Below are 22,648 nucleotides of genomic sequence, written 5' to 3'. Positions count from 1 at the left end.
ACCCGGCCTGTGCAGTTTGCGCGCAAATGCCCCTTTTCGGCGCAGGACAGATGCTCATAATGGGGCAGCACCGCCGGTGCACGATGCCGGTGCATCGAAGTCACACCATCCACCATGACACCTCACCCAGCCCCCGACAACGATGACCTCGCCGCGCCAGGGCAGGCGGCATGGGGGTCTGAAGGGGTTGCGGGCACCAGCAACCACCGCTGGTTGCCCGTGGTGCTGCCCCCACTGATCGCGCTGCTGACCCTGGGGCTGACCTTCCTGTACTGGCAGAGCGAAGAAAAGAACACAAGGACCAAGCGCGAGCAGAACTTTGAGGTGGCGGCCGACCAGATTGCCTACAACCTCAAGGACCGCATGGCGACCTACGAGGTGGTGTTGCGCGGCGTCAAGGGCTACTTTGAGGGCTCGGAGCGCATCGATCGCGAGGAGTTTCAGGCCTATGTGAGCGCGCTGCAGCTGCAGGCAACCCGTCCTGGGCTGCAGGGGGTGTCGCTGATTCTGCAGTTTCCTGGCAAGGCGCTCGCTGCCCATCTGGAGGACATGCGCCAGCGCGGTTTTGACCAATATGCAGTGCGACCGCCCGGCGAGCGCGAGTGGCTGGCACCCATCACCCACATCGAGCCGCTGGAGGGCCCCAACCTCAAGGCGCTGGGACTGGATGTGTTGACCATTCCCCCCGCCAAGGAGGCGCTGGACCGGGCCCGTGACACCGGAGCGCTGGCGTTGTCCGGGCGACTGACCCTGATGCAAAACGCTGCCCCTGGGCTGGTGATGTACATGCCCCTGTACCGCGCCGACGCTGACAACAGCAAGGTGGAAGGGCGTCGGCAGGGACTGGCGGGCTGGGTGTCCGCTCCGTTTCGCATGGAGGACGTGATCCATGGCATGTCCCGGGAGTTTGACGCGGACATCGGCCTGCAGATCACCGACAGCACCCCGGACGCGGGTGCGGCATCCCCCGGCACCGGACCAGGAGATGCCGGTGCCGGAGCGGGCGCGCTGCTGTTCAGCAACCTGAAGACACCGGCCCAAGGCGCTGGCGCCCCGGCGTTGCAAGCGCGGCGCGAGCTGGAGCTGGGCGGGCGCCGCTGGACCTTGCACATGGCCCCACTACCGGGCTTTGCGCAGCGCTTTCAGGACGATGGACACCACCCGGTGGCGCTTTTGGGCACGGTGCTGAGCCTGATCCTTGCGTGGTTCACCTGGCTGCTGGCCACGGGGCGCGAGCGTGCGGTGGCACTGGCGCGCGACATGACGGCCGAACTGCGCGCCACCCGGGATGACCTGGAGAGCACGCTCAGCGCCATTCCTGATCTGTTGTTCGAACTGGGGCTGGACGGCTGCATCCACCACTACCGGTCGGCACGATCGGGAGAGCTGGCTGTGCCGCCAGAGATGTTTCTGGGCCGCCTGCTGCGCGATGTGGTCCCCCCCGAAGCCGCCGCCGGCTGCCATGCGGCGCTGCAAGCGGCCCACCAGACCGGGTACTCGTCAGGCCACCAGTTCCGGCTGGAGCTGGGCGGGGTGACCCACTGGTTCGAGTTGTCGATTGCGCGCAAGGAGAGCGCCGCCCCGGGCGACGAACCCCGGTTCATCGCGCTGTCGCGCGACATCACCGAACGCAAGCAGGCCGAGGCGCGCTCACACCAGTTGGCCTACTTTGATGCGCTCACCGGCCTGCCCAACCGGCGCATGCTGCTGGACCGCATGGAACACGCGTTGGCCAACGCGCAGAAGGCCGCCCAGGTGGGCGCTGTGCTCTACATCGATCTCGACAATTTCAAGCAGATCAACGATGCGCGGGGCCACACGGTGGGCGACATGCTGCTCATGCAGGTGGCCCAGCGGCTCACACAGTTGCAACGCACGGGCGACACCGTGGCGCGCCTGGGTGGGGACGAGTTTGTGGTGCTGGTGCACAACGTGGCGTCGGACATGGAGTCCGCCGGGCGCGCTGCGCTGCTGGTAGCCGAAGAAATGCGCGCCGCACTGGAAGCGCCTTACACCATCGACACCCACCTCTACAGCACCACCGGCAGCATCGGCATCACGCTCTTCCCCAAGCGGGACGAGGGCGTGGAAGATCTTCTGCGGGAGGCCGACACGGCCATGTACCGCGCCAAGGACCTGGGTCGCAACCGCATCCGCTTTTACGAAGCCGCGATGCAGGCCGACGTGCAGGAGCGCCTGGCGCTGGAGCAGGACCTGAAAAAAGCGCAAACCCTGGGCCAGTTGGCCGCCTTTGTGCAAAACCAGGTGGACGCTGCGGGCAACGTCGTGGGCGGCGAGCTGCTGATGCGCTGGGACCACCCCGTGCGCGGCAATGTCCCGCCCACCCGCTTCATCCCCATCGCCGAGGCCTCGGGCCTCATCCTGCGCATGGGCGACTGGATGATCCAGCAGGCCTGTGAGACCCTGGCACGCTTGCAGGTGGCAGGGCACGCGCTGTCGCTGTCCGTCAACGTGAGCGAGCGGCAGTTCCGCCAGGACGACTTTGTGGAGCGCGTGCGCCACATCCTGGCCCACACCGGCGCCAACCCGGCCCATCTGATCCTGGAGGTGACCGAAAGCCTGCTCATCGAAGACCTGGACGACACCATCGCCCGCATGACCGAGATCGTGCAGCTGGGCGTGCGTTTCTCCATCGACGACTTTGGCACCGGCTATTCGAGTCTGGCCTACCTCAAGCGGCTCCCGCTCTACGAGCTCAAGATCGACAAGAGCTTTGTGGACGACACGCCCGACGACCCCAATGACACGGCCATCGTGCAGTCCATCATCTCGGTGGCCCGCCATCTCAACCTGCGCGTGGTGGCCGAGGGGGTGGAGACACGCGCCCAGGCCGACTTTCTGGTCGAAAGCCAGTGCGAGTGCCTGCAGGGCTACCTCTTCGGGCGGCCCGAGCCGCTGGCGGCCTGGGTGGGGCGGCTGACTAAGTAGTCACGGAGTCCAGTGTTGCGGGCTCAGCGCTGGGCTCGGACGCTCCACTGGCATAGGCCTGCATAGCCAGCGCATGCACTTCCCGCGCGGGGCGGTCCTTGAGCAGATGGTTGCTCCACACCTGGCGCCAGATGCGGGCGCCGGGCAGGCTGTGGCGCAGGCCCAGCATGTGGCGGGCGATGTGGGGCCAGGGGGTGCCGTGCTGTGCGGCCTCGCGCTCCATGTATTCCACCATCGCCAGCTCCACTTCCTCTCGGGTCAGGGGGCAGGGGGCGCCGCCGTAGTAGAGCTGGTCCCAGCGCGCCAGCCACCAGGGGTTGTGGTACGCCTCGCGGCCGATCATCACGCCGTCGAGATGTTGCAGCTGCTCCTGCACCACCGCGTCGGCGGTGATACCGCCGTTGATGGCGATGGTGAACTGCGGAAACTCGGCCTTGAGGCGGTGGACCACCTCGTAGCGCAGCGGCGGGATGTCGCGGTTTTCCTTGGGAGAGAGGCCCTGCAGCCACGCGTTGCGCGCATGCACGATGAACACGGTGCACCCGGCCTCGGCCACGGTGCCGACGAAGTCGCGCACAAAGCCGTAGTCCTCCACCTTGTCGATGCCGATGCGGTGCTTGACGGTGACGGGCACGCTGACCACGTCCTTCATGGCCTTGACGCCGTCGGCCACCAGCTGGGGGGCCTTCATCAGGCTGGCGCCAAAGGCACCGCGCTGTACGCGGTCGCTGGGGCAACCGCAGTTCAGGTTGATTTCGTCGTAGCCCCATTCCTCACCCAGTTTGGCGGCCTGGGCGAGCTTGTCGGGCTCGTTGCCACCGAGTTGCAGGGCCACGGGGTGCTCTTCGGCGTTGAAGCGCAGGTGGCGCTCGGTGCCGCCGTACAAGATGCCGCCCGCGTTCACCATCTCGGTGTACAGCAGGGTCTGCCGCGTCAGCAGCCGGTGAAAGTAACGGCAGTGGCGGTCAGTCCAGTCCATCATGGGGGCGACGGACATGCGCCAGGGGCTCAGGGTGGTTTCCACAGGCAAACAGCGAAGGCGGGGAGGGGAATGTTCTGCAGCAGAACGCCCCTCTGGTCGGGGGCGCTGCGGGGCTGCAGGTGCGAAACCCGCATTATCCCACTGGCTGCGTGAGGGGCGCCAGAGGAGGGTTTTGGGTCAGAACGGGCGCAGGTGCTAGTGCCGATTGTTCCGGGTGCTATCAATAGAGGAGTGTTGGAGGGGCGGTTGTCGGCCCGCAGGGTGCCTGTGCCCAGTCGCCAGCGCATTCACACTCGTTCTATCCCAGGTCCTGCAACCCGTATTTCCGCACGATCGCGGCCCGCTGGCGCGGGTCGATGTTGATGTGGGCGGCGTCGCGCCCCACCTGGGCCAGCAGGCGCGGGTCCATCACCCGGCGCCACAGGGGCGGCACATAGGCCAGCGTGAACATGCCGAAGTAGCCGATGGGCAGCTGCGGCACATCGTCAAAGTGCCGCAGAGATTGGTAGCGGCGCAGCGGGTGCGCGTGGTGGTCGGAGTGCCGCTGCAGATGGAACAGGGCCCAGTTGGAGAACACGTGGTTGCTGTTCCATGAATGCTGCGGGCGGCAGGGTTCGTAGCGGCCGCTGGCGTCCTTTTGCCGCAGCAGCCCATAGTGCTCGACATAGTTGGCCGAGGTGAGCTGAAAGTTGGCCCAGAAAGACGCCACCAGCAAAAACGGCAGGATGACCACGCCCAGCCACAGCGCCAGCCCTGCCCACAGCAGCGCCGTGATGAGCGCCGGCTGCAGGATCTCGTTGTGCCACGACAGCAACGGCAGGTGCTGGCGGGCCAGGCGGTCTTTTTCCAGCGCCCAGGCGCGGCGTGCGGCGCCGGGCATCTCGCGCAGCACAAAGCGGTAGATGGACTCGCCCATGCGCGACGAGGCCGGGTCGGCCGGTGTGGCCACATCGCGGTGGTGGCCCCGGTTGTGTTCGATGAAGAAGTGCCCATAGGCCGTGGGTGCCAGCACCAGCTTGGCCAGCCAGCGCTCCAGCGGCGTGTTCTTGTGGCCCAGCTCGTGCCCCAGATTGATGCAGAACCCGCCCACCGTGCCCGTGGTTAGCACCATCGCCAGCACGCCATGCCAGGGCAGGGGCTGCGTGGCCACCCACCAGGCGCTGAAGATGAAGGCCGCCCACAGCACCGGCACCAGCAGGAAGGTGATGCGGCGGTAGTAGCGGTCGTCTTCGAGCGCAGGCACGGCGGATTCGGGCGGGTTGCTCTGGTCCACGCCCAGCATCCCGTCGAGCAACGGGGCGACGAGGTAGAAAAACGCCACCGGCGCCCACAGCACCAGCGGTTCGCCGGTCCATGCCATCAGTGCCGGGCCTACGCCCACGGTGCAGGGCACCACCAGGGACAGCAGCCATGCGTACCGCTTGCGGTCGCGGTAGGGCGGGGTGGTGGGCAATAGGGTTGGCAGCATGGGGCGGCAGCGACAACGCGGACCTGCTGGCGGTGCATTCTGGACCGGTGGAGATCCAACGCCAGTTTTATTTGGCATGGCGCCTTTACTCTGACACTTGGAGCAAAAATGGCTGGTAGCGCTAGTGTTGATTGTCCTGATTGCTATGAAATTGGGAGTAATCTGCAGGGGCGCATGCAAGCGGCGGCGGCTCCATTTTGCCTTGCGTCAAGGCGGGACATTGGCACCATCAGCGATACTCGCGGCGCCCTCGATGCCTGTGGAGCCAAGCGCCCACTGTCTGTGTCAGCGCCCCGGGCTCCGTTCTGTCACCCGTTTTCCCATGCACCACACCATTTTTGACACGCCGGTTGTCAACACGCTCCTGCGCGCTTTTTCCCGCTTCACCCTGCGCATCACCGGCTGGAAGGTCGAGGGCGCCTTGCCAGCCCATGCCGCCAAAAGCGTGCTGATCGCCGCACCCCACACCAGCAACTGGGATTTGCCGTACACGCTGATGCTGGCGTTTTCGCTGCGCCTGCGGGTGTACTGGATGGGCAAGCACAGCCTGTTCAAGGCGCCGTTTGGCGGGGTGATGCGCTGGCTGGGCGGCATCCCGGTGAACCGGGAGCAGGCGAACAATTTGGTGGCCAGCTCGGCCCAGGCCATGCGGGAGGCCGAAGGCCCCATGCAGCTCATCGTGCCGCCCGAAGGCACGCGCGGCAAGACGCGGCACTGGAAGACAGGCTTTTATTACATCGCCCAGCAGGCCGGCGTGCCCATCGTGCTGGCCTTTGTGGACTACGGCCGCAAGGTCGGCGGCCTGGGCCCGGTGTTTGAGCCCACGGGCGATGTGGAGCGCGACATGGCGGCCATCAAGGCGTTTTATGCGCCCATCCGGGGCAAGAACCCGACGCAGTTCGAGGCTTGAACGAACTGTAGTCAAATTCGCCTCTAGCGCATGATGAATAAGCGCTAGGTGCTTCAATAAGCATAGCATTCAAGGGCCGTTGCGGGCGCGCTGGTCGTGACTGGCGCAACCCAAGCAAGGGATGCCGAGCAAGGGCCGCGGCGCAGCCGCTCAGGGGGACGTCACCCTGCCTGTCGCCGGTCGATCTTGCGGCTGAGCACGATGCTGGTCTGGGTCTGGTGCACCCCGTCGAGCTGGCCCACGCGGTCGAGCAGGGTGTCGAGCTGCTCGTGGCTGGCGCAGCGTAAGAACACCAGGTAGTCAAACGGCCCGCTCACGGCCGACACCTCTTCGACCTCTGCCATGGCCTCCAGCGCGCGCAGCACGGCGGGTGCTGCCTTGGGCAGCACGCTGATGCTGCACCAGGCCCGCACGGTGGTGGCGTCAAGCCGTGTACCCAGCCGCACCCCGTAGCCAGCCACCACACCCGAACGTTCCAGCCGCGCGATCCGCGCCACCACGGTGGTGCGGGCCAGGCCAAGCTTGCGCGCCAGCGTGGCCGTGCCTTCGCGCGCATTGGCCTGCAGCAGGCTGAGCAGTTGCCGGTCGGTGTCATCTAGGGCCTGGGTCATGCGCATTTCCTCAAAAAGTCATAACGCCCATCATATTCGCCGTTATGGCAAAACAAAGAACCGCTTTCGACGTTTTGAACGCTACACATTGACAGCGCTGTTGCCTAGCATCAAGGCATCCACAACACCTCTCCGTCATGTGCGGAGAGCACTACCGGGAGCATTGCCATGACCACCTTTGACATTTCCTCGCACTCCACCTCCCGCCGCCCCATCACCATCCTGGGGGCGGGCCACATCGGCTTTGCCATGGCGCTCTTGCTGCAGCGGTCGGGCGACTACGACATCCTGGTGGTGGACCGCGATCCGGTGCGGCTGGCCGAGGTGGCAACTCTGGGTATTTCCACCCGATTGGCCACAGACGACGCGAGCCTGCAGGCCGCCATTGACGGCCGTTTTGCCGTGCTGAACGCATTGCCGTTCCATCGCGCCGTGCCCGTGGCCACGTCGTGTGCACGCGCAGGTGTGCATTACTTTGACCTGACCGAGGACGTGGCCAGCACCCAGGCCATCCGCACCCTCGCCGGCAACGCCCGCAGCGTGCTCATGCCGCAATGCGGCCTCGCCCCGGGTTTCATCGGCATCGTGGGCAACGACCTGGCCCGGCGTTTTGACACCCTGCACACGCTGCGCATGCGCGTGGGGGCGCTGCCCCGCTACCCACAGGGTGCCCTGCGCTACAACCTGACCTGGAGCACCGAGGGCCTCATCAACGAGTACTGCAACCCCTGCGAAGCCATTGTGGACGGCGTGCGCACCACGGTGCCCGCGCTGGAGGGGCTGGAAACCTTTGCGCTGGACGGCGTGGAGTACGAGGCCTTCAACACCTCGGGTGGCCTGGGCACGCTGACAGAAACGTTGGCGGGCAAGGCGCGGCAGGTGGACTACCAGTCCATCCGCTACCCGGGCCACAACGCCATCCTCAAGCTGCTGCTCAACGACCTGCGCCTGCGCGACCGGCGCGATCTGCTCAAGGACATTCTGGAAACCGCCATCCCCACCACGGACCAGGACGTGATCGTGGTGTTTGCCACCGCATCAGGCCTCAAGGGCGGGCGGTTGGTGCAGGACTCGTACTCGGCCCGTATCGTGGGCACGCAAGTGGCTGGGCACACGCTGAGCGCCATCCAGCTCACCACGGCCGCAGGCATCTGCACGGCGCTGGACCTGGTGGCGCAAGGTAAGTTGCCGCAGCAGGGCTTTGTCGGGCAGGAGTCCGTGGCGCTTGCGGACTTTCTGTCCAACCGCTTTGGCTCCGCCTACGCCCGGGAGGGCGAGCTGGTGTTGTAAGGAGCAAGCCGAGGCTCAGCGCCCCGGCTTTTGGTACATGCCTTCGATGGCCTCGGCAAAGTGCGCCATCAGGTTGTTGCGCTTGAGCTTGAGCGTGGGCGTCATGAAGGTGTTTTCAATCGTCCAAGGCGTGAGCGTCAGGTGCACCGTGCGCGGCACGGCATAGCGGGCAAAGCTGGCGGTGTTCTTTTCGATGCGCGCCAGCACAGCACGGTGCACGCTGGGGTGGTTCAGGCTGTCGGCGGCCTGGGGGTTCAGGCCCAGGTCAGCGGCCAGGCGCTGCCACTCGCCCGGGTTCAGCACGGCCACGCAGGCGATGAAGGGGCGGTTTTCGCCCACCACAAAGGCCTGCTCCAGCAGCGGGTCGGCCAGCAGGGCCAGCTCCAGGTCGCCCGGCGGGATCTTTTCGCCGGTGGATGTGACGATGATTTCCTTGATGCGGCCCTTGATGTAGATGCGGCCGTTCACGATGTCGGCCTGGTCGCCGGTGCCCAGCCAGCCGTCGGTGCTCAGGATGCGTGCGGTGTCTTCGGGGCGCTTCCAGTAGCCCTTCATCACGATGGGGCCGCGCACCTGCAGCTCGTGGTTGTCGCCGATACGCACTTCCACGCCGGGCAGGGCCTTGCCCACGCAGGCGGGGTCGTTGTCGTCCAGTGCGTTGACCGACACCACCGGTGCGGTCTCAGTCATACCGTAGCCCTGGATCAGCGGCAGCCCCAGACCCAGAAAACACTTGGCAATGGTGGGCGACAGCGGCGCGCCGCCGCTCACCGCCACGCGCACGCGGCCGCCAAACTGGGCCAGCAAAGGCTTGGCCACCAGGGCCTGCAGCACGGGCCAGGGCAAGGCGGCCATCCAGCCTGCGGCCTGACTGCTGGCGTCCGGTGTGGGGGCAGCCAGCCCCTGGGCTGCACAAAACCGGGCCCAACCCTTGCTCTGCGCGGCTTCGTACAGCTGCATCTTCCAGGGCGTGGGCGAGAGTTTTTCGAGCAGCTTGGCCTGGATGCGCTCGTAGATGCGCGGCACCGACACCAGCACGGTGGGGCGTATGGTTTTCAGGTCTTCCGCCAGCTGGGCCACCGAGCGTGCGTAGGCCACGCAGCTGCCCGCCGCAATCGGCAGGTAGTAGCCGCCTGTGCGCTCGAAGGTGTGCGACAGCGGAAGGAACGACAGGAACACGTCGTCCACTGTGGGGGCGATGCGGTCGAGCACCGCCTTCACGTCGCCGACCACGTTGCGGTGCGTGAGCATCACGCCCTTGGGCTTGCCCGTGGTGCCCGAGGTGTAGACGATGGCCGCCAGGTCGTCTGCACCGGGTGGTGTGGGCGCTGGGGCTGCACCGGCCCCCGCCAGCCACTGCGCCAGCGAGCCCACGGCGGGGCCATCGACCGAAGCGGCGGTGGGCGCGAAGGTTGAAGTGTCGTCGTCGGTGATCACCACCGCCCGCAGGGCCGGGAACGGCGTGCCCACGGCGCGGATCTTTTCCCACTGCTCGGCCTGGCCCACGATGAGCATCGAGGCTTCGCAGTCGGCCAGGATGTAGGCGATGCTGCCGGGGTTGTCGATGGCGTGCAGAGGCACGGGCACACCGCCGGCGGCCAGCGTGGCCTGGTCTGCGCACATGGCATTGAGGCCGTTGGGCAGCAAGATGGCCACGCGGGCTGCCGGGGGCAGTTGCAGCGCAACCAGGGCTTGCGTCCAGGTGGCGATGCGCCCTGCGGCTTGCTCCCAGGTCAGGCTCATCCAGGATTGGGTGGTGGGGTCGAAGGCGCGGTACGCCTCGGCATTTGGGGTGCGGGCAGCGCGGTAGGCGAGGAGCTGGGGCAGCGTTTGCACGCTGGCGATATCGGAGGGGATGGGAGACATGGAACCTGCGGTGAAGGCTGTGCGCGCCAAAGGCGCAAAGCCTCAGTGAAAACCCGCAGAATCATACCGATCGAACCTGCTGGAAACGCACGCGCGGAGACCTCTTGTGTTGCAAATGGTGCGTTCCGATTTTCGGAATGCTCCGCGCCTGTGTTTTGGCGCAGCCCTCTGCCAGCCCGTGTATTGGCGCGCTGCGGGGCGGGTCGCTGTGCTTTCTCCGCAGTGCGTTGGGTGACGCCAAGGGGTTCGGGCGCACCCCGGAGCCGGGCTGCCGAAGAGCATTCGCACGATGCGCGGGCTGATTGCAAGCCGGGTCGGCCACAATGTCCCACCTTCCGCCGATATGAAAAGGGGAGGCCACCTCGTCGTTCACCATCCCGCCGCAAACCGCCATTTCGCCCCCGCCGCCATGGATCCCGTCACCATCTTCATTGTTGCCACGCTGATGATGCTGGCCAACGGGTGGGTGCTGGGCCTGATGCGCAAGAGCTTCCCTGTGGCCTTGCGCAACTGCACCGAAACCTGGCGTATCGCTACGCTGCTGCTGGCCGGCAGTGCCGTGATGTACGCGTCGCGCGACCAGATGCCTCTGGGGCTGGCGTCGCCGCTGGCCAACGGGCTGGTGCTGCTGGGGTGCACGGGTTACTGGCGTGCGCTAAGGCAGTTTTATGGCCTGCCGGATCTGCGCTGGATGTTGGCCCCGGCTGCGGTGGGCATCCTGGGAATACTTTGGTTCGCGGTGCTCCGGCCGGACACGCGCATGCGTGTGGTCATTCTTTCGACCTGCTGCGTGTTCTTGCTGCTGGCAAGCTTTGTGTTGCTGGTGTCGCAGAAATCACCCGATGGTGCGCACAGCCGCCGCGTGATGGCGAGCCTGTTTGCCTTTGTGGCGGGGTTCACAGTGTTTCGGGCGGCTTATTTTTTGGGGCGTGGCATAAGTCCGTCCTTTGACATCACGGGCGATGGGGCCTGGATCAACATGGCCAGCCCCATGATCACCGCATTGCTGCCCGTGGTGGGGACGACGGCCTTTTTGCTCATGTGCTCCGAACGCATTGGCCGCCAGTGGGAGCTGGCAGCCTCCACCGACTACCTCACGGGCCTTCCCAACCGCCGCACGCTGGTCACGGTGGGGGAGCGGCGATTTGCCGAGAGGCCGCAACAGGCAAGCGGTCTGGCCCTGGCTGTGATCGATATCGATCACTTCAAGGCCATCAACGACTGCCATGGACATGAAGTGGGGGATGTGGCGCTGCGGCATGTGGCCGTGCACCTGCGTACAGCATGCCGAGGCAGCGATCTGGCGGCACGCCATGGTGGCGAGGAGTTTGTGGTGCTGTGGGAGGGGCTGGACACTACAGCCGCCCTGATGGCCGGTGAGCGCCTGCGTGCACTGGTGGCCGGGGAGCCTCTGAATGCGGGCGGGGTGTTCATCCCCATGACCATTTCCATGGGGGTGGCCGCGGCAAACGCAGGGGACCACAGCTTTCATGACCTGCTGCGCCGGGCCGACGAGGCGCTCTATGCCGCCAAGGCCGGTGGGCGCAACCGCGTGGAGCAGGCCAAAAACTGAGCCGACACAGCTTAAGCCCGCGACAAGCGGGCTTGTGCTGGCGGCTTCCAATCAGGTCGCCGCTTCCAGCCCCTGCGCAAAATGCGCCTGCATGGCCTTCACCGTGCCCTTGGCATCGCGCGCCACCATCGCAGCCAGGATGGCGCGGTGTTCGCCCAGCGAATCCTCGATGCGCCCCTGCTTGAACAACGAGTTGTGGCGGTTGAGCTTCATCACCTTGCGCAGGTCGGCCACCATCTGGCTGCGCCAGCGGTTGTCGGCCATCTCCAGCAGGTGCATGTGAAAGCGTTCGTTGACGGCGAAGAATTTTTCGCGATCAGCCACGGCGGCTTCCAGCTCGGCGTGCAGGTCCTGCAGCGTCTTTAGCTGCGTGTCGGTGGCATGTTCGGCCACCACGCCTGCGGCGTCGCTCTCCAGCAGGCTGAGCAGGTGGTACACGTCGCGCAGGTCTTTTTCGCTCATCTCCGTCACATAGGCGCCACGGCGCACCTTCATCGTGACCAGGCCTTCAGCGGCCAGCACCTTCAGTGCCTCGCGCAGGGGCGTGCGGCTGATGCCGAATTCTTCGGCAATCTTGAGTTCGTCAATCCAGCTGCCCGGCTCCAGTTCGCGCCGGAAGATGCGCTGGCGCAATTGCTCGGCCACTTCTTCGTAGAGCGCGCGGGGAGTGAGGGTAAGGGCAGACATGGGGTGGATTGTAAGCTGTGTGGAATATTTTGAATCAATAATTATGAATGATGTAAACTCGCCGCCACACCACTGCACCTGTGCGGTCACCGCCTGTGCGCTGTGTTGGACGCCCCAACGCCATCTTCGGAGTAGCTTTTGCCATGAGTGACAACCCCACCAACAACGCCCCAGAGTTCGCCGCGTCTTCGCTGGAAGCCTGGGCCAAGGCCGCAGCCAAGTCGGCGCCGGGGGGCGATGTCAGCGCCCTCAACTGGGTCACGCCCGATGGCATCACCGTCAAGCCGCTGTACACCGCCGAAGACACGGCCAGCCTGCCGTACGCCAACACGCTGCCGGGTTTTGAACCCTACCTGCGCGGCCCCCAGGCCACCATGTATGCCGTGCGGCCCTGGACGATCCGCCAGTACGCAGGTTTTTCGACCGCCGAAGAATCCAACGCCTTCTACCGCAAGGCCCTGGCTGCGGGCGGGCAGGGCGTGAGTGTGGCGTTCGACCTGGCCACCCACCGGGGTTACGACAGCGACCACCCCCGCGTGACGGGCGATGTGGGCAAGGCCGGGGTGGCGATCGACTCGGTCGAGGACATGAAGATCCTGTTCGACCAGATCCCGCTGGACAAGGTCAGCGTATCGATGACCATGAACGGCGCGGTGTTGCCCGTGCTGGCGGGCTATGTGGTGGCGGCAGAAGAGCAGGGCGTCTCGCAAGACAAGCTCTCCGGAACCATTCAGAACGACATTCTGAAAGAGTTCATGGTGCGCAACACCTACATCTACCCGCCCAAGCCGTCGATGAAGATCATTGGCGACATCATCGAGTACACGGCCAAGAACATGCCGAAGTTCAACTCGATCTCGATCAGCGGCTACCACATGCAGGAAGCCGGGGCCAACCAGGCACTGGAGCTTGCCTTCACCCTGGCCGACGGCAAGGAATATGTGAAGACCGCCATCGCCAAGGGCATGGATGTGGACGAGTTCGCCGGGCGCCTGTCGTTCTTCTGGGCGATTGGCATGAACTTCTACCTCGAAGTCGCCAAGATGCGCGCCGCGCGCCTGCTGTGGTGCCGCATCATGAAGGCCACGGGCGCCAAGAACCCCAAGAGCCTCATGCTGCGCACGCACTGCCAGACCTCGGGCTGGAGCCTCACCGAGCAGGACCCCTACAACAACGTGGTGCGCACTACCATCGAGGCCATGGCGGCCGTGTTTGGCGGCACGCAGAGCCTGCACACCAACAGCTTTGACGAAGCCATTGCGCTGCCCACCGAGTTCAGCGCCCGCATTGCGCGCAACACGCAGCTCATCATCCAGGAAGAGACCCACATCACCAACGTGATCGACCCCTGGGCCGGCAGCTACATGATGGAAAAGCTGACCCAGGACATGGCCGACGCGGCCTGGAAGATCATCGAAGAGGTCGAGGCCATGGGGGGTATGACCCAGGCCGTGGACAGCGGCTGGGCCAAGCTCAAGATCGAAGCTGCTGCCGCCGAGAAGCAGGCGCGCATCGACAGTGGCAAGGACGTGATCGTGGGTGTCAACAAGTACAAGCTGGCGAAGGAAGACCCGGTCGACATCCTGCAGATCGACAACATGAAGGTGCGCGACGGCCAGATCGCTCGCCTGCAAAAGATCCGTGCAACGCGCGATGCCGCCAAGGTGCAGGCAGCGCTGGATGCGCTGACCGCCGCTGCGGAGAGTGGCGAGGGCAACCTGCTCGATTTGTCCATCCAGGCTGTGCGTCTGCGTGCCACCGTGGGCGAGATCAGCGATGCGTTGGAGAAGGTTTTTGGGCGCCACCGCGCCGATACACAAAAGGTGACCGGTGTGTACGCAGCTGCCTATGACTCGGCCGAAGGCTGGGACAGACTCAAGACCGAAATCAACGCCTTTGCCGAAGAACAAGGCCGCCGTCCCCGCGTGATGATCGCCAAACTGGGCCAGGACGGTCATGACCGGGGCGCCAAGGTGGTGGCCACCGCCTTTGCGGACCTGGGCTTTGACGTGGACATGGGCCCGCTGTTCCAGACCCCCGAGGAATGTGCCCGCCAGGCCATCGAAAACGACGTGCACGCCGTGGGCGTGAGCACGCTGGCTGCAGGCCACAAGACACTGGTGCCCGCCATCATTCAGTCGCTCAAGGACCAGGGTGCGGACGACATCATCGTGTTCGTGGGCGGGGTGATTCCGGCGCAGGACTACGATTTCTTGTATGAGTCGGGCGTCAAGGGCGTGTACGGCCCCGGCACACCCATTCCCGCCAGCGCCAAGGATGTGCTGGAGCAGATTCGCAAGGCGGTGGCGTGACACCTGCGGCGCTTCTTGACGGGGTGGTGCAGGGCACGGCGGCGGTGCAACGCCGCGCCATGTCCAAAGCCATCACGCTGCTCGAATCAACGCGGGTGGACCATCGCGCCCAGGCCGACGAGCTGCTGACCCAGCTGCTCCCGCACACCGGCAAGGCCTTCCGCCTGGGCATCAGCGGCGTGCCCGGCGTGGGCAAATCCACCTTCATCGAAGCCTTGGGCCTGTACCTGATCGGCCAGGGCCACCGCGTGGCCGTGCTCACCATCGACCCCTCCAGCACCGTCTCGGGTGGTTCCATCCTGGGCGACAAGACGCGCATGGAACATTTGTCGGTGCACGAAAAGGCCTACATCCGCCCCAGCCCCTCCAGCGGCACGCTGGGCGGCGTGGCCGAGAAGACCCGCGAGGCCATGCTGGTCTGCGAGGCGGCGGGTTACGACGTGGTCATCGTCGAGACCGTGGGCGTGGGCCAGAGCGAGATTGCCGTGGCGGGCATGACGGACATGTTTGTGCTGATGCAGCTGCCCAACGCGGGCGACGACCTGCAGGCGATCAAGAAGGGTGTGATGGAGATTGCCGATCTGGTGGTCATCAACAAGGCCGACATCGACAAGAACGCTGCCACGCGCGCCGAGGCGCAGATCACATCGAGCCTGCGTCTGCTCAGCCAACACGGCAACCCCGAGAACGCGCACCACGACGAAACGCTGTGGCACCCGAAGGTAGTGCAAATCAGCGCGCTGCTGGGGCAGGGCGTAGACAGCTTCTGGGCCGCTGTCACGCAATTCCGCCAGCTGCAATCCGCCAACGGCCGCCTGGCCACGCGGCGCGAGAAACAGGCGCTGTCCTGGATGTGGGAGCGCATCGACGCGGGCCTCAAGCTCGCGTTTCGCCAGCACCCGCAGGTGCGCGAGCTGTTGCCCCAGATGCAGGCCGACGTGGCCGCCGGACGCATCGCAGCATCCACTGCAGCACGAAATCTGCTGCTAGCGCAATCCAATCATGCGCTGGCAGCTATCAAATAAATAGTAGACACCAACCCATTCACCAAAGGACGACCATGCAAGACATCCTGGATCAACTGGAGAAAAAGCGTGCGCTGGCACGCCTGGGCGGCGGGCAAAAGCGCATCGATGCGCAGCACGCCAAGGGCAAGCTCACGGCGCGCGAGCGCATCGAGCTGCTGCTGGACGACGGCACGTTCGAGGAATGGGACATGTTTGTCGAGCACCGCTGCACCGACTTTGGCATGGAGGACAACAAGATCCCCGGCGACGGTGTGGTGACGGGCTACGGCATGATCAATGGCCGCCTGGTGTTCGTGTTCAGCCAGGATTTCACGGTGTTCGGCGGGGCACTCAGCGAAACCCACGCCGAAAAGATCTGCAAGGTGATGGACCAGGCCATGAAGGTGGGCGCACCGGTCATCGGCCTCAATGACTCGGGCGGCGCGCGCATCCAGGAAGGCGTGGCGTCCCTCGGTGGCTATGCCGACGTGTTCCAGAAGAACGTGCTGGCCAGTGGCGTGATTCCGCAGATCAGCATGATCATGGGCCCGAGCGCCGGTGGCGCCGTGTACTCGCCCGCCATGACGGACTTCATCTTCATGGTCAAGGATTCGAGCTACATGTTCGTGACCGGCCCTGAAGTGGTGAAGACCGTGACGCACGAAGAAGTCACCGCCGAGGAACTGGGCGGCGCCGTGACCCACACCACCAAGAGCGGTGTGGCCGACATGGCGTTTGAGAACGACGTGGAGGCGCTGATGATGCTGCGCCGCCTGTACAACTACCTGCCGCTCAACAACCGCGAAAAAGCCCCGGTGCGCCCCAGCAACGACCCGGCCGACCGCATGGACCTGAGCCTGGACACCCTGGTGCCCGAGAACCCCAACAAGCCCTACGACATGAAGGAACTGATCCTCAAGACCGTGGACGATGGGGACTTCTTCGAGCTACAGCCCGAGTACGCCAAGAACATCCTGATCGGCTTTGCCCGCATGGAAGGCCAGACCGTGGGCATCGTGGCCAACCAGCCGCTGGTGTTGGCGGGCTGCCTGGACATCAAGAGTTCCATCAAGGCCGCGCGTTTTGTGCGCTTTTGCGATGCGTTCAACATCCCCGTGGTCACGTTTGTGGACGTGCCCGGCTTCATGCCCGGCACCAGCCAGGAGTACGGCGGCATCATCAAGCACGGCGCCAAGCTGCTGTACGCGTATGCCGAGTGCACCGTGCCCAAGATCACCGTCATCACCCGCAAGGCCTACGGCGGTGCGTACGACGTGATGAGCTCCAAGCACCTGCGCGGCGACGTGAACCTGGCCTGGCCCAACGCAGAAATCGCCGTGATGGGCGCCAAGGGCGCGGTGGAAATCATCTTCCGCGAGGACAAGAACGACCCCGTGAAGCTGGCTGCGCGCGAGGCCGAATACAAGCAGCGTTTTGCCAACCCGTTTGTGGCCGGTGCACGCGGCTTTATCGACGACGTGATCCTGCCGCACGAGACACGCAAGCGCATCTGCCGCTCGCTGGTGATGCTGCGCGATAAGAAGCTGGAAAACCCATGGCGCAAGCACGGCAACATTCCGCTGTGATCTGAGAGCTTGAGCATGGACACCGCTGATCTTCAGCCTCAAATTCGTGCCGATTGGCAGCCGCTGTCGCAGTTGGTGGTGCCAGGGCTTTGGCGCGGAACTGTGCTTCGAATTACGGCTGCTCAGTGGCCATACGAGCCAGTCGTTGATTTGATGTGTCTGGAGTCACGGGTCTCCGATTGCGGTTTGAGTTTGATTGTCTGTACGGGGCAAAAAGCTGGGCTTACGCTGATCGAACTTCCTCTGGAAGCGAAGTTTCAGCCTGACGCAAGCTCTTTGTCTGTTGAATGGCTCAGGGCGAATTGGGGACGATGGATCTATCCAGAATGCTCGGTGGAGCAAGTTCTGGTGATTCCTCAATACCCAAGCAATATGTGTATCAACCACCGCGAAGCCGCCGCTTCGCGGGACCTCCAAGTTGAGTAGGGCAAAGCAATGTTTACAAAAATTCTCATCGCCAACCGTGGCGAAATCGCCTGCCGAGTGATTGCAACGGCCAAGAAAATGGGCATCGCCACCGTCGCCGTCTACTCCGACGCCGACAAGGAAGCCCGCCACGTCAAGCTGGCCGACGAGGCCGTGCACATTGGTGCCGCGCCCAGCCGCGAGTCGTACCTGCTGGCCGACAAGATCATTGCGGCCTGCAAGCAGACCGGTGCGCAGGCGGTGCACCCCGGCTACGGTTTCCTCTCTGAAAACGAAGCCTTTGCCAAGCGCTGCGAGGACGAGGGCATCGCCTTCATCGGCCCCAAGGCGCATTCGATCGCGGCCATGGGCGACAAGATCGCGTCCAAGAAGCTGGCCAACGAAGCCAAGGTCAACACGATTCCTGGCTACAACGACGCCATCTCGGGCCCCGAGCAGGCGGTGGAGATCGCCAAAGGCATTGGCTACCCCGTGATGATCAAGGCCTCGGCCGGGGGCGGCGGCAAGGGCCTGCGCGTGGCGTTCAACGACAAGGAAGCGTTTGAAGGCTTTGCCAGCTGCCAGAACGAAGCCCGCAACAGCTTTGGCGACGACCGCATCTTCATCGAGAAGTTTGTGCAGGAGCCGCGCCACATCGAGATCCAGGTGCTGGGCGATTCTCATGGCAACGTGATCTATCTGAACGAGCGCGAGTGCTCCATCCAGCGCCGCCACCAGAAGGTGATCGAAGAGGCGCCATCGCCCTTCATCAGCGACGCCACCCGCAAGGCCATGGGCGAGCAAGCGGTGCAACTGGCCAAGGCCGTGAAGTACCAGAGCGCGGGCACGGTGGAGTTCGTGGTCGGCAAGGACCAGGACTTCTACTTCCTGGAGATGAACACCCGCCTGCAGGTGGAGCACCCGGTGACGGAATGCATCACCGGCCTGGACCTGGTGGAGCTGATGATCCGCGTGGCCGCAGGCGAGAAGCTGCCTTTGAGCCAAGCCGATGTGAAGCGCGACGGCTGGGCCATTGAGTGCCGCATCAACGCCGAAGACCCGTTCCGCAACTTCCTGCCGTCTACCGGCCGCCTGGTGCGCTTTCAGCCGCCGGAGGAGTCGATGTTCCAGTCCGATACGACCAAAAAATTGGGCGTGCGGGTGGACACGGGCGTGTATGAGGGCGGCGAGATCCCCATGTACTACGACTCGATGATCGCCAAGCTCATCGTGCACGGCACGGACCGCAACGATGCGATTGCCAAGATGCGCGCGGCGCTGAACGGCTTTGTGATTCGCGGTATCAGCAGCAACATCCCGTTCCAGGCCGCGTTGCTGGCGCACCCCAAGTTCGTGACGGGCGACTTCAACACCGGCTTCATCGCCGAGAACTACGGCAAGGGCTTCCACGCCGAAGACGTGCCACACAGCGACCCGCTGTTCCTGGTGGCGCTGGCCGCGTTCATGAACCGCCGCTACCGTGCACGCGCCTCCGGCATCAGCGGCCAGCTGGCAGGCCACGAAGTGAAGGTGGGCGAGCAGTTTGTGGTGGTCACGCTGGGCGCCGAAGGGCAGAACCAGCACCACGAGGTGACGGTATCCGACTTTGAAGACAAATCGGGCTCCAGCGCAATCAGCGTGGGTGGCAATAGCTATCAGATCAGTAGCACCGCCACGCTGGGCCAGATCCGCGTGCAGGGCGCATGCAACGGCCAGGGCTTCACGGCCCAGGTGGAACGCGGCGTGGGCAAGAACCCGCTGGCGCTGCGCCTTGCGCACAACGGCACGCAGATCGATGCGCTGGTGCTGTCGCCGCTGGGTGCCAAGCTGCACAAGCTGATGCCCTTCAAGGCGCCGCCAGATCTGTCCAAGTTCCTGCTCTCGCCCATGCCCGGCCTTCTGGTCGATGTGGCGGTGCAGCCCGGCCAGAAGGTGCAGGCTGGTGAAAAGCTGGCGGTGATCGAGGCTATGAAGATGGAGAACATCCTCTTTGCCGCGCAAGATGGCGTGGTGGGCAAGATCACGGCGGGCAAGGGTGAGTCGCTGGCGGTGGACCAGGTGATCCTGGAATTCCAGTGATCTCAAGGGCCCCACAACCCATCCAGAGGGGCCTTGCGCCCCTTTTTTAGTCTTTTTGGCCTCTAGTGCTAGAAGAATATGCGCTGGTAGCTATCAAATCAGGAGTAATCATGAGCACAACCCCACGCCCCTTCAAGGTCCTGGGCATCCAGCAGGTGGCCATTGGCGGCACCGACAAGCAGCGGATGAAGACGCTGTGGGTGGACATGCTGGGCCTCGAACAGACCGGCACTTTCCAGAGCGAGCGCGAAAACGTCGATGAAGACATCCTGGCCATGGGCAAAGGCGCCTTCAAGGTGGAGGTGGACATCATGCAGCCGCTGGACATCGACAAGAAGCCCGCCGTGCACACCACGCCGCTCAACCACATCGGCCTGTGGATCGATGACTTGCCCAAGGCGGTGGAATGGCTCACGGCCAAAGGCGTGCGCTTTGCGCCCGGCGGCATCCGCAAGGGGGCGGCGGGCTACGACATCACGTTTTTGCACCCCAAGAGCAATGACGAGTTTCCAATTGCGGGCGAAGGCGTGTTGATCGAACTGGTGCAGGCACCGGCGGATGTGATTGCCGCACTGGGCTGAAACCCAACACCACCACAGCCCGCTGTTGTCCCCATGGTTTCGCTCCCGCGTACGTTGCTGGCTGGCGCCAAGGTGAGCGCCCTGCTGGTCCTCGCACTGGCAGGGCAGGGCGGTGGGGCAGCAGGTGGCACGGGTGCCTATCCGCTTGACTGGGGCCGGGCGGGAGAAACCCTGCAGTACCGGGCCTGCGGCTGCGCGGACCGCTGCTGGGTGGCGGAAGTGAAACACCAGCGGTCCCGCAAGACCCTGGCCTCCCTGCGATGTGACTGCGAGCGCCTGTTCGGTCGCGTCGGCATTCGCGGCGCTGAGGTGGAGCACAGTCCGAGCTGCTCTGCCATCGACGACGCGGACAACAAGCCCCGCGCCATCCGCGAGGCGCTGGAGCAGATGCTGGGGCGCTGAACAGCGCGGCGTCCATGACCTGGCGCGTCATGGTCACCGGGCCCGGCCGGGGCTACAACGGCGGCACCTTGTCTTTGGTGTCACCTGCCCATGCAAAAAATCGCTTCTCTGGCCTTGCTGCTCGCGGGTGCCATCCACCTGATTCCCTTGATCGGCGTGCTCGGCTCAGAGCACTTGGCCAGACTCTACGGCGTGGCCCCTTCCGATCCGAACACGCTCATCCTGCTGCGGCACCGTGCCGTGCTGTTCGGCATCGTGGGTGGGCTCTGCCTGATGGCGGCGTTCAAGCCCGGCTACCAGTGGTTGGGCTTGCTTGTTGGCGCGGTCAGCACCCTTTCTTTCCTGCTGCTTGCATGGCTCACCGGTGGCTTCAATGCGCATTTGCAGCACGTGGTGGTGGCGGATGGCTTGGCCCTGGTGTGCCTGATGGCGGGCGCTGGGGCCTTGACTTGGTCTGGCCGGGGTGCAACGAGCGGCTAACTTTTATGAACGTCGGAGCCTGCGAGGTGGCAAGGGCTGCAAGATAGAAGCCAAAGCCGCCGGTTGTCAGCGCGTTGCGCAGGCGGTTTTGGTGGTGGTTTCAACATGCTCTCTAAAGTGGTCAACAGCCGGCTTTTTTGCCGTTCTCGCACAGCGAGATGCCGGCCGTTGAGCACCGGAAAATAGTGGCACCTTTTGTGACCATGTTGAGAGCAGTTGTGCCGAAATCTCCTTCAAAATCATGGTGATAGCGATGCAGGGCGGTGCTCCGGAAGACTCTGGAGTGGCGCCTTGTGTGATCACCGACGCAATGCCTTGTGCTTGCAGCAGCAGGCTCTTGAAAGGACCCCACCCATGGCCAACGCAACCCTCTCCGCCCCGCAGCCCATCCAGGTCCATCGCCCCGTCTCTGCGCCGGTTGTGCAGGGAGAATGGTCGGTGGAGGCCATCCAGGCGCTGCTCGACAAGCCCCTGATGGACTTGCTGTTCGAGGCACAAACCGTGCACCGCCAGCATTGGCCTGCGGGCGACATCGAGCTGGCCACGCTGCTGTCGGTCAAGACCGGCGGCTGCCCAGAAAACTGCGGCTATTGCCCGCAGGCGGCCGAGTTCGACACCGGGGTAAAGGCCGACAAGCTCATGGAGGTGGATGAGGTGGTACGCGCCGCCCAGGCCGCCAAGGACGCGGGCGCCACGCGCTTTTGCATGGGTGCCGCCTGGCGTGCGCCCAAAGACCGCGACATTGAAAAAGTCAGCGCCCTGATTGGCGCGGTGAAGGGCCTGGGCCTGCAGACCTGCGCCACGCTGGGAATGCTTGAATCGCACCAGGCGCAGGCGCTGAAAGACGCCGGGCTGGACTACTACAACCACAACCTGGACACGGCCCCCGAGTACTACACCGATGTGGTCAGCACCCGCGCCTACCAGGACCGGCTGGACACGCTGCAGCATGTGCGCAGCGCAGGCATCAGCGTGTGCTGCGGCGGCATCGTGGGCATGGGCGAAGCGCCCGTGCACCGCGCAGGCCTGATTGCGCAGCTGGCCAATCTGCAGCCGTACCCTGAGTCGGTGCCCATCAACAGCCTGGTGCGCGTGCCTGGAACGCCTTTGGCCGACAGCGAGCCCATCGACCCGTTTGACTTTGTGCGCGTGATTGCCGTGGCCCGCATCACCATGCCCAAGGCGCGCGTGCGCCTGTCGGCGGGGCGCCAGCAACTGGGTGACGCCGTGCAGGCGCTGTGCTTCATGGCCGGGGCCAATTCCATCTTTTATGGCGACAAGCTGCTGGTGACGGGCAACCCCGATGTGGAGGCCGATGTGCAACTGCTGGCCAAGCTGGGGCTGAACGGCCACCGCACAACGACCACCACCCTCGACGGGCACAGCCACAGCGCTTGATACCCCCCGACGCGGCGGCGTGCTTCTGCAGGAGCCCGCTGCGGCGCCACCGAATGCCGTGC

General features: G+C 64.7%; 18 protein-coding genes. 13 read left to right on the top strand and 5 right to left on the bottom strand.

Annotated features, from left to right (window positions below; genetic code table 11):
* Positions 1-114: 114 nt before the first annotated feature.
* Positions 115-2,949: an EAL domain-containing protein gene (locus C8C96_RS25350; RefSeq protein WP_121942951.1), complete on the top strand. Its 2,835-nt coding sequence runs from the start codon at positions 115-117 to the stop codon at positions 2,947-2,949.
* Here the strand turns inward: C8C96_RS25350 and dusA are convergent.
* Together dusA and C8C96_RS16120 are read right to left on the bottom strand one after the other, a co-directional pair.
* Positions 2,942-3,946 carry a tRNA dihydrouridine(20/20a) synthase DusA gene (gene dusA, locus C8C96_RS16125; protein WP_233584255.1) on the bottom strand — a complete coding sequence of 335 codons (1,005 nt, stop codon included), beginning with the start codon at positions 3,944-3,946 and terminating at the stop codon, positions 2,942-2,944. The genes C8C96_RS25350 and dusA overlap by 8 nt on opposite strands.
* 283 nt (positions 3,947-4,229) lie before the next feature.
* Entirely contained in the window at positions 4,230-5,399 is a 1,170-nt protein-coding gene (locus tag C8C96_RS16120) for an alkane 1-monooxygenase (RefSeq protein ID WP_121942949.1), read from the bottom strand.
* Positions 5,400-5,721: 322 nt separating this feature from the next.
* On the opposite strand from C8C96_RS16120, the gene C8C96_RS16115 reads away from it, so the two are divergent.
* Positions 5,722-6,309, top strand: a complete 588-nt coding sequence (locus C8C96_RS16115) for a lysophospholipid acyltransferase family protein (RefSeq protein ID WP_121942948.1) — start codon at positions 5,722-5,724, stop codon at positions 6,307-6,309.
* A 161-nt stretch (positions 6,310-6,470) separates the two neighbouring features.
* Here the strand turns inward: C8C96_RS16115 and C8C96_RS16110 are convergent, their stop codons facing one another.
* On the bottom strand, positions 6,471-6,920 hold the full coding sequence (locus C8C96_RS16110) for an Lrp/AsnC family transcriptional regulator (protein ID WP_121942947.1): 450 nt from the start codon (positions 6,918-6,920) through the stop codon (positions 6,471-6,473).
* Positions 6,921-7,088: 168 nt separating this feature from the next.
* Between C8C96_RS16110 and C8C96_RS16105 the strand changes: the two genes are divergently transcribed.
* Positions 7,089-8,210, top strand: a complete 1,122-nt coding sequence (locus C8C96_RS16105) for a saccharopine dehydrogenase family protein (protein ID WP_121942946.1) — start codon at positions 7,089-7,091, stop codon at positions 8,208-8,210.
* Positions 8,211-8,225: 15 nt separating this feature from the next.
* On the opposite strand, the gene C8C96_RS16100 is transcribed toward C8C96_RS16105, so the two are convergent.
* A complete protein-coding gene (locus tag C8C96_RS16100; RefSeq protein WP_121944051.1) occupies positions 8,226-10,076 on the bottom strand; it encodes a long-chain fatty acid--CoA ligase in 1,851 nt (616 codons plus the stop codon).
* A gap of 409 nt (positions 10,077-10,485) precedes the next feature.
* Between C8C96_RS16100 and C8C96_RS16095 the strand changes: the two genes are divergently transcribed.
* A complete protein-coding gene (locus tag C8C96_RS16095; RefSeq protein ID WP_121942945.1) occupies positions 10,486-11,649 on the top strand; it encodes a diguanylate cyclase in 1,164 nt (387 codons plus the stop codon).
* 51 nt (positions 11,650-11,700) lie between these two features.
* Here the strand turns inward: C8C96_RS16095 and C8C96_RS16090 are convergent, their stop codons facing one another.
* Positions 11,701-12,336 carry a GntR family transcriptional regulator gene (locus tag C8C96_RS16090; protein ID WP_121942944.1) on the bottom strand — a complete coding sequence of 212 codons (636 nt, stop codon included), beginning with the start codon at positions 12,334-12,336 and terminating at the stop codon, positions 11,701-11,703.
* Between the two features lie 143 nt (positions 12,337-12,479).
* Between C8C96_RS16090 and scpA the strand changes: the two genes are divergently transcribed.
* The 9 genes from scpA (at position 12,480) to bioB (ending at position 22,586) form a co-directional block, all read left to right on the top strand.
* A complete protein-coding gene (gene scpA, locus C8C96_RS16085) occupies positions 12,480-14,648 on the top strand; it encodes a methylmalonyl-CoA mutase (protein ID WP_121942943.1) in 2,169 nt (722 codons plus the stop codon).
* Positions 14,645-15,673: a methylmalonyl Co-A mutase-associated GTPase MeaB gene (meaB, locus tag C8C96_RS16080; protein ID WP_056062683.1), complete on the top strand. Its 1,029-nt coding sequence runs from the start codon at positions 14,645-14,647 to the stop codon at positions 15,671-15,673. The genes scpA and meaB overlap by 4 nt, the downstream gene beginning before the upstream one ends.
* 35 nt (positions 15,674-15,708) lie before the next feature.
* Positions 15,709-17,241 (top strand): acyl-CoA carboxylase subunit beta, encoded by a 1,533-nt coding sequence (locus C8C96_RS16075; RefSeq protein WP_056062687.1) that lies wholly within the window; start codon positions 15,709-15,711, stop codon positions 17,239-17,241.
* Between the two features lie 15 nt (positions 17,242-17,256).
* Complete coding sequence (gene imm45, locus C8C96_RS16070; RefSeq protein ID WP_116749834.1) at positions 17,257-17,667, top strand: Imm45 family immunity protein; 411 nt, start codon at positions 17,257-17,259, stop codon at positions 17,665-17,667.
* A 9-nt stretch (positions 17,668-17,676) separates the two neighbouring features.
* On the top strand, positions 17,677-19,725 hold the full coding sequence (locus C8C96_RS16065) for an acetyl/propionyl/methylcrotonyl-CoA carboxylase subunit alpha (protein ID WP_121942942.1): 2,049 nt from the start codon (positions 17,677-17,679) through the stop codon (positions 19,723-19,725).
* A gap of 110 nt (positions 19,726-19,835) precedes the next feature.
* On the top strand, positions 19,836-20,306 hold the full coding sequence (locus tag C8C96_RS16060) for a VOC family protein (RefSeq protein WP_056744910.1): 471 nt from the start codon (positions 19,836-19,838) through the stop codon (positions 20,304-20,306).
* 33 nt (positions 20,307-20,339) lie between these two features.
* Complete coding sequence (locus C8C96_RS16055; RefSeq protein ID WP_121942941.1) at positions 20,340-20,708, top strand: hypothetical protein; 369 nt, start codon at positions 20,340-20,342, stop codon at positions 20,706-20,708.
* Between the two features lie 90 nt (positions 20,709-20,798).
* The gene (locus tag C8C96_RS16050; RefSeq protein WP_121942940.1) at positions 20,799-21,188 is read left to right on the top strand and encodes a phosphopantetheine adenylyltransferase; all 390 of its coding nucleotides are present in this window, start codon (positions 20,799-20,801) and stop codon (positions 21,186-21,188) included.
* Between the two features lie 354 nt (positions 21,189-21,542).
* Positions 21,543-22,586, top strand: a complete 1,044-nt coding sequence (gene bioB, locus C8C96_RS16045) for a biotin synthase BioB (protein ID WP_108497495.1) — start codon at positions 21,543-21,545, stop codon at positions 22,584-22,586.
* Positions 22,587-22,648: the final 62 nt, after the last annotated feature.

Source organism: Acidovorax sp. 100 (assembly GCF_003688355.1).
GTDB lineage: Bacteria > Pseudomonadota > Gammaproteobacteria > Burkholderiales > Burkholderiaceae_C > Acidovorax > Acidovorax delafieldii.
This window is presented reverse-complemented; position numbering and strand designations above follow the sequence as displayed.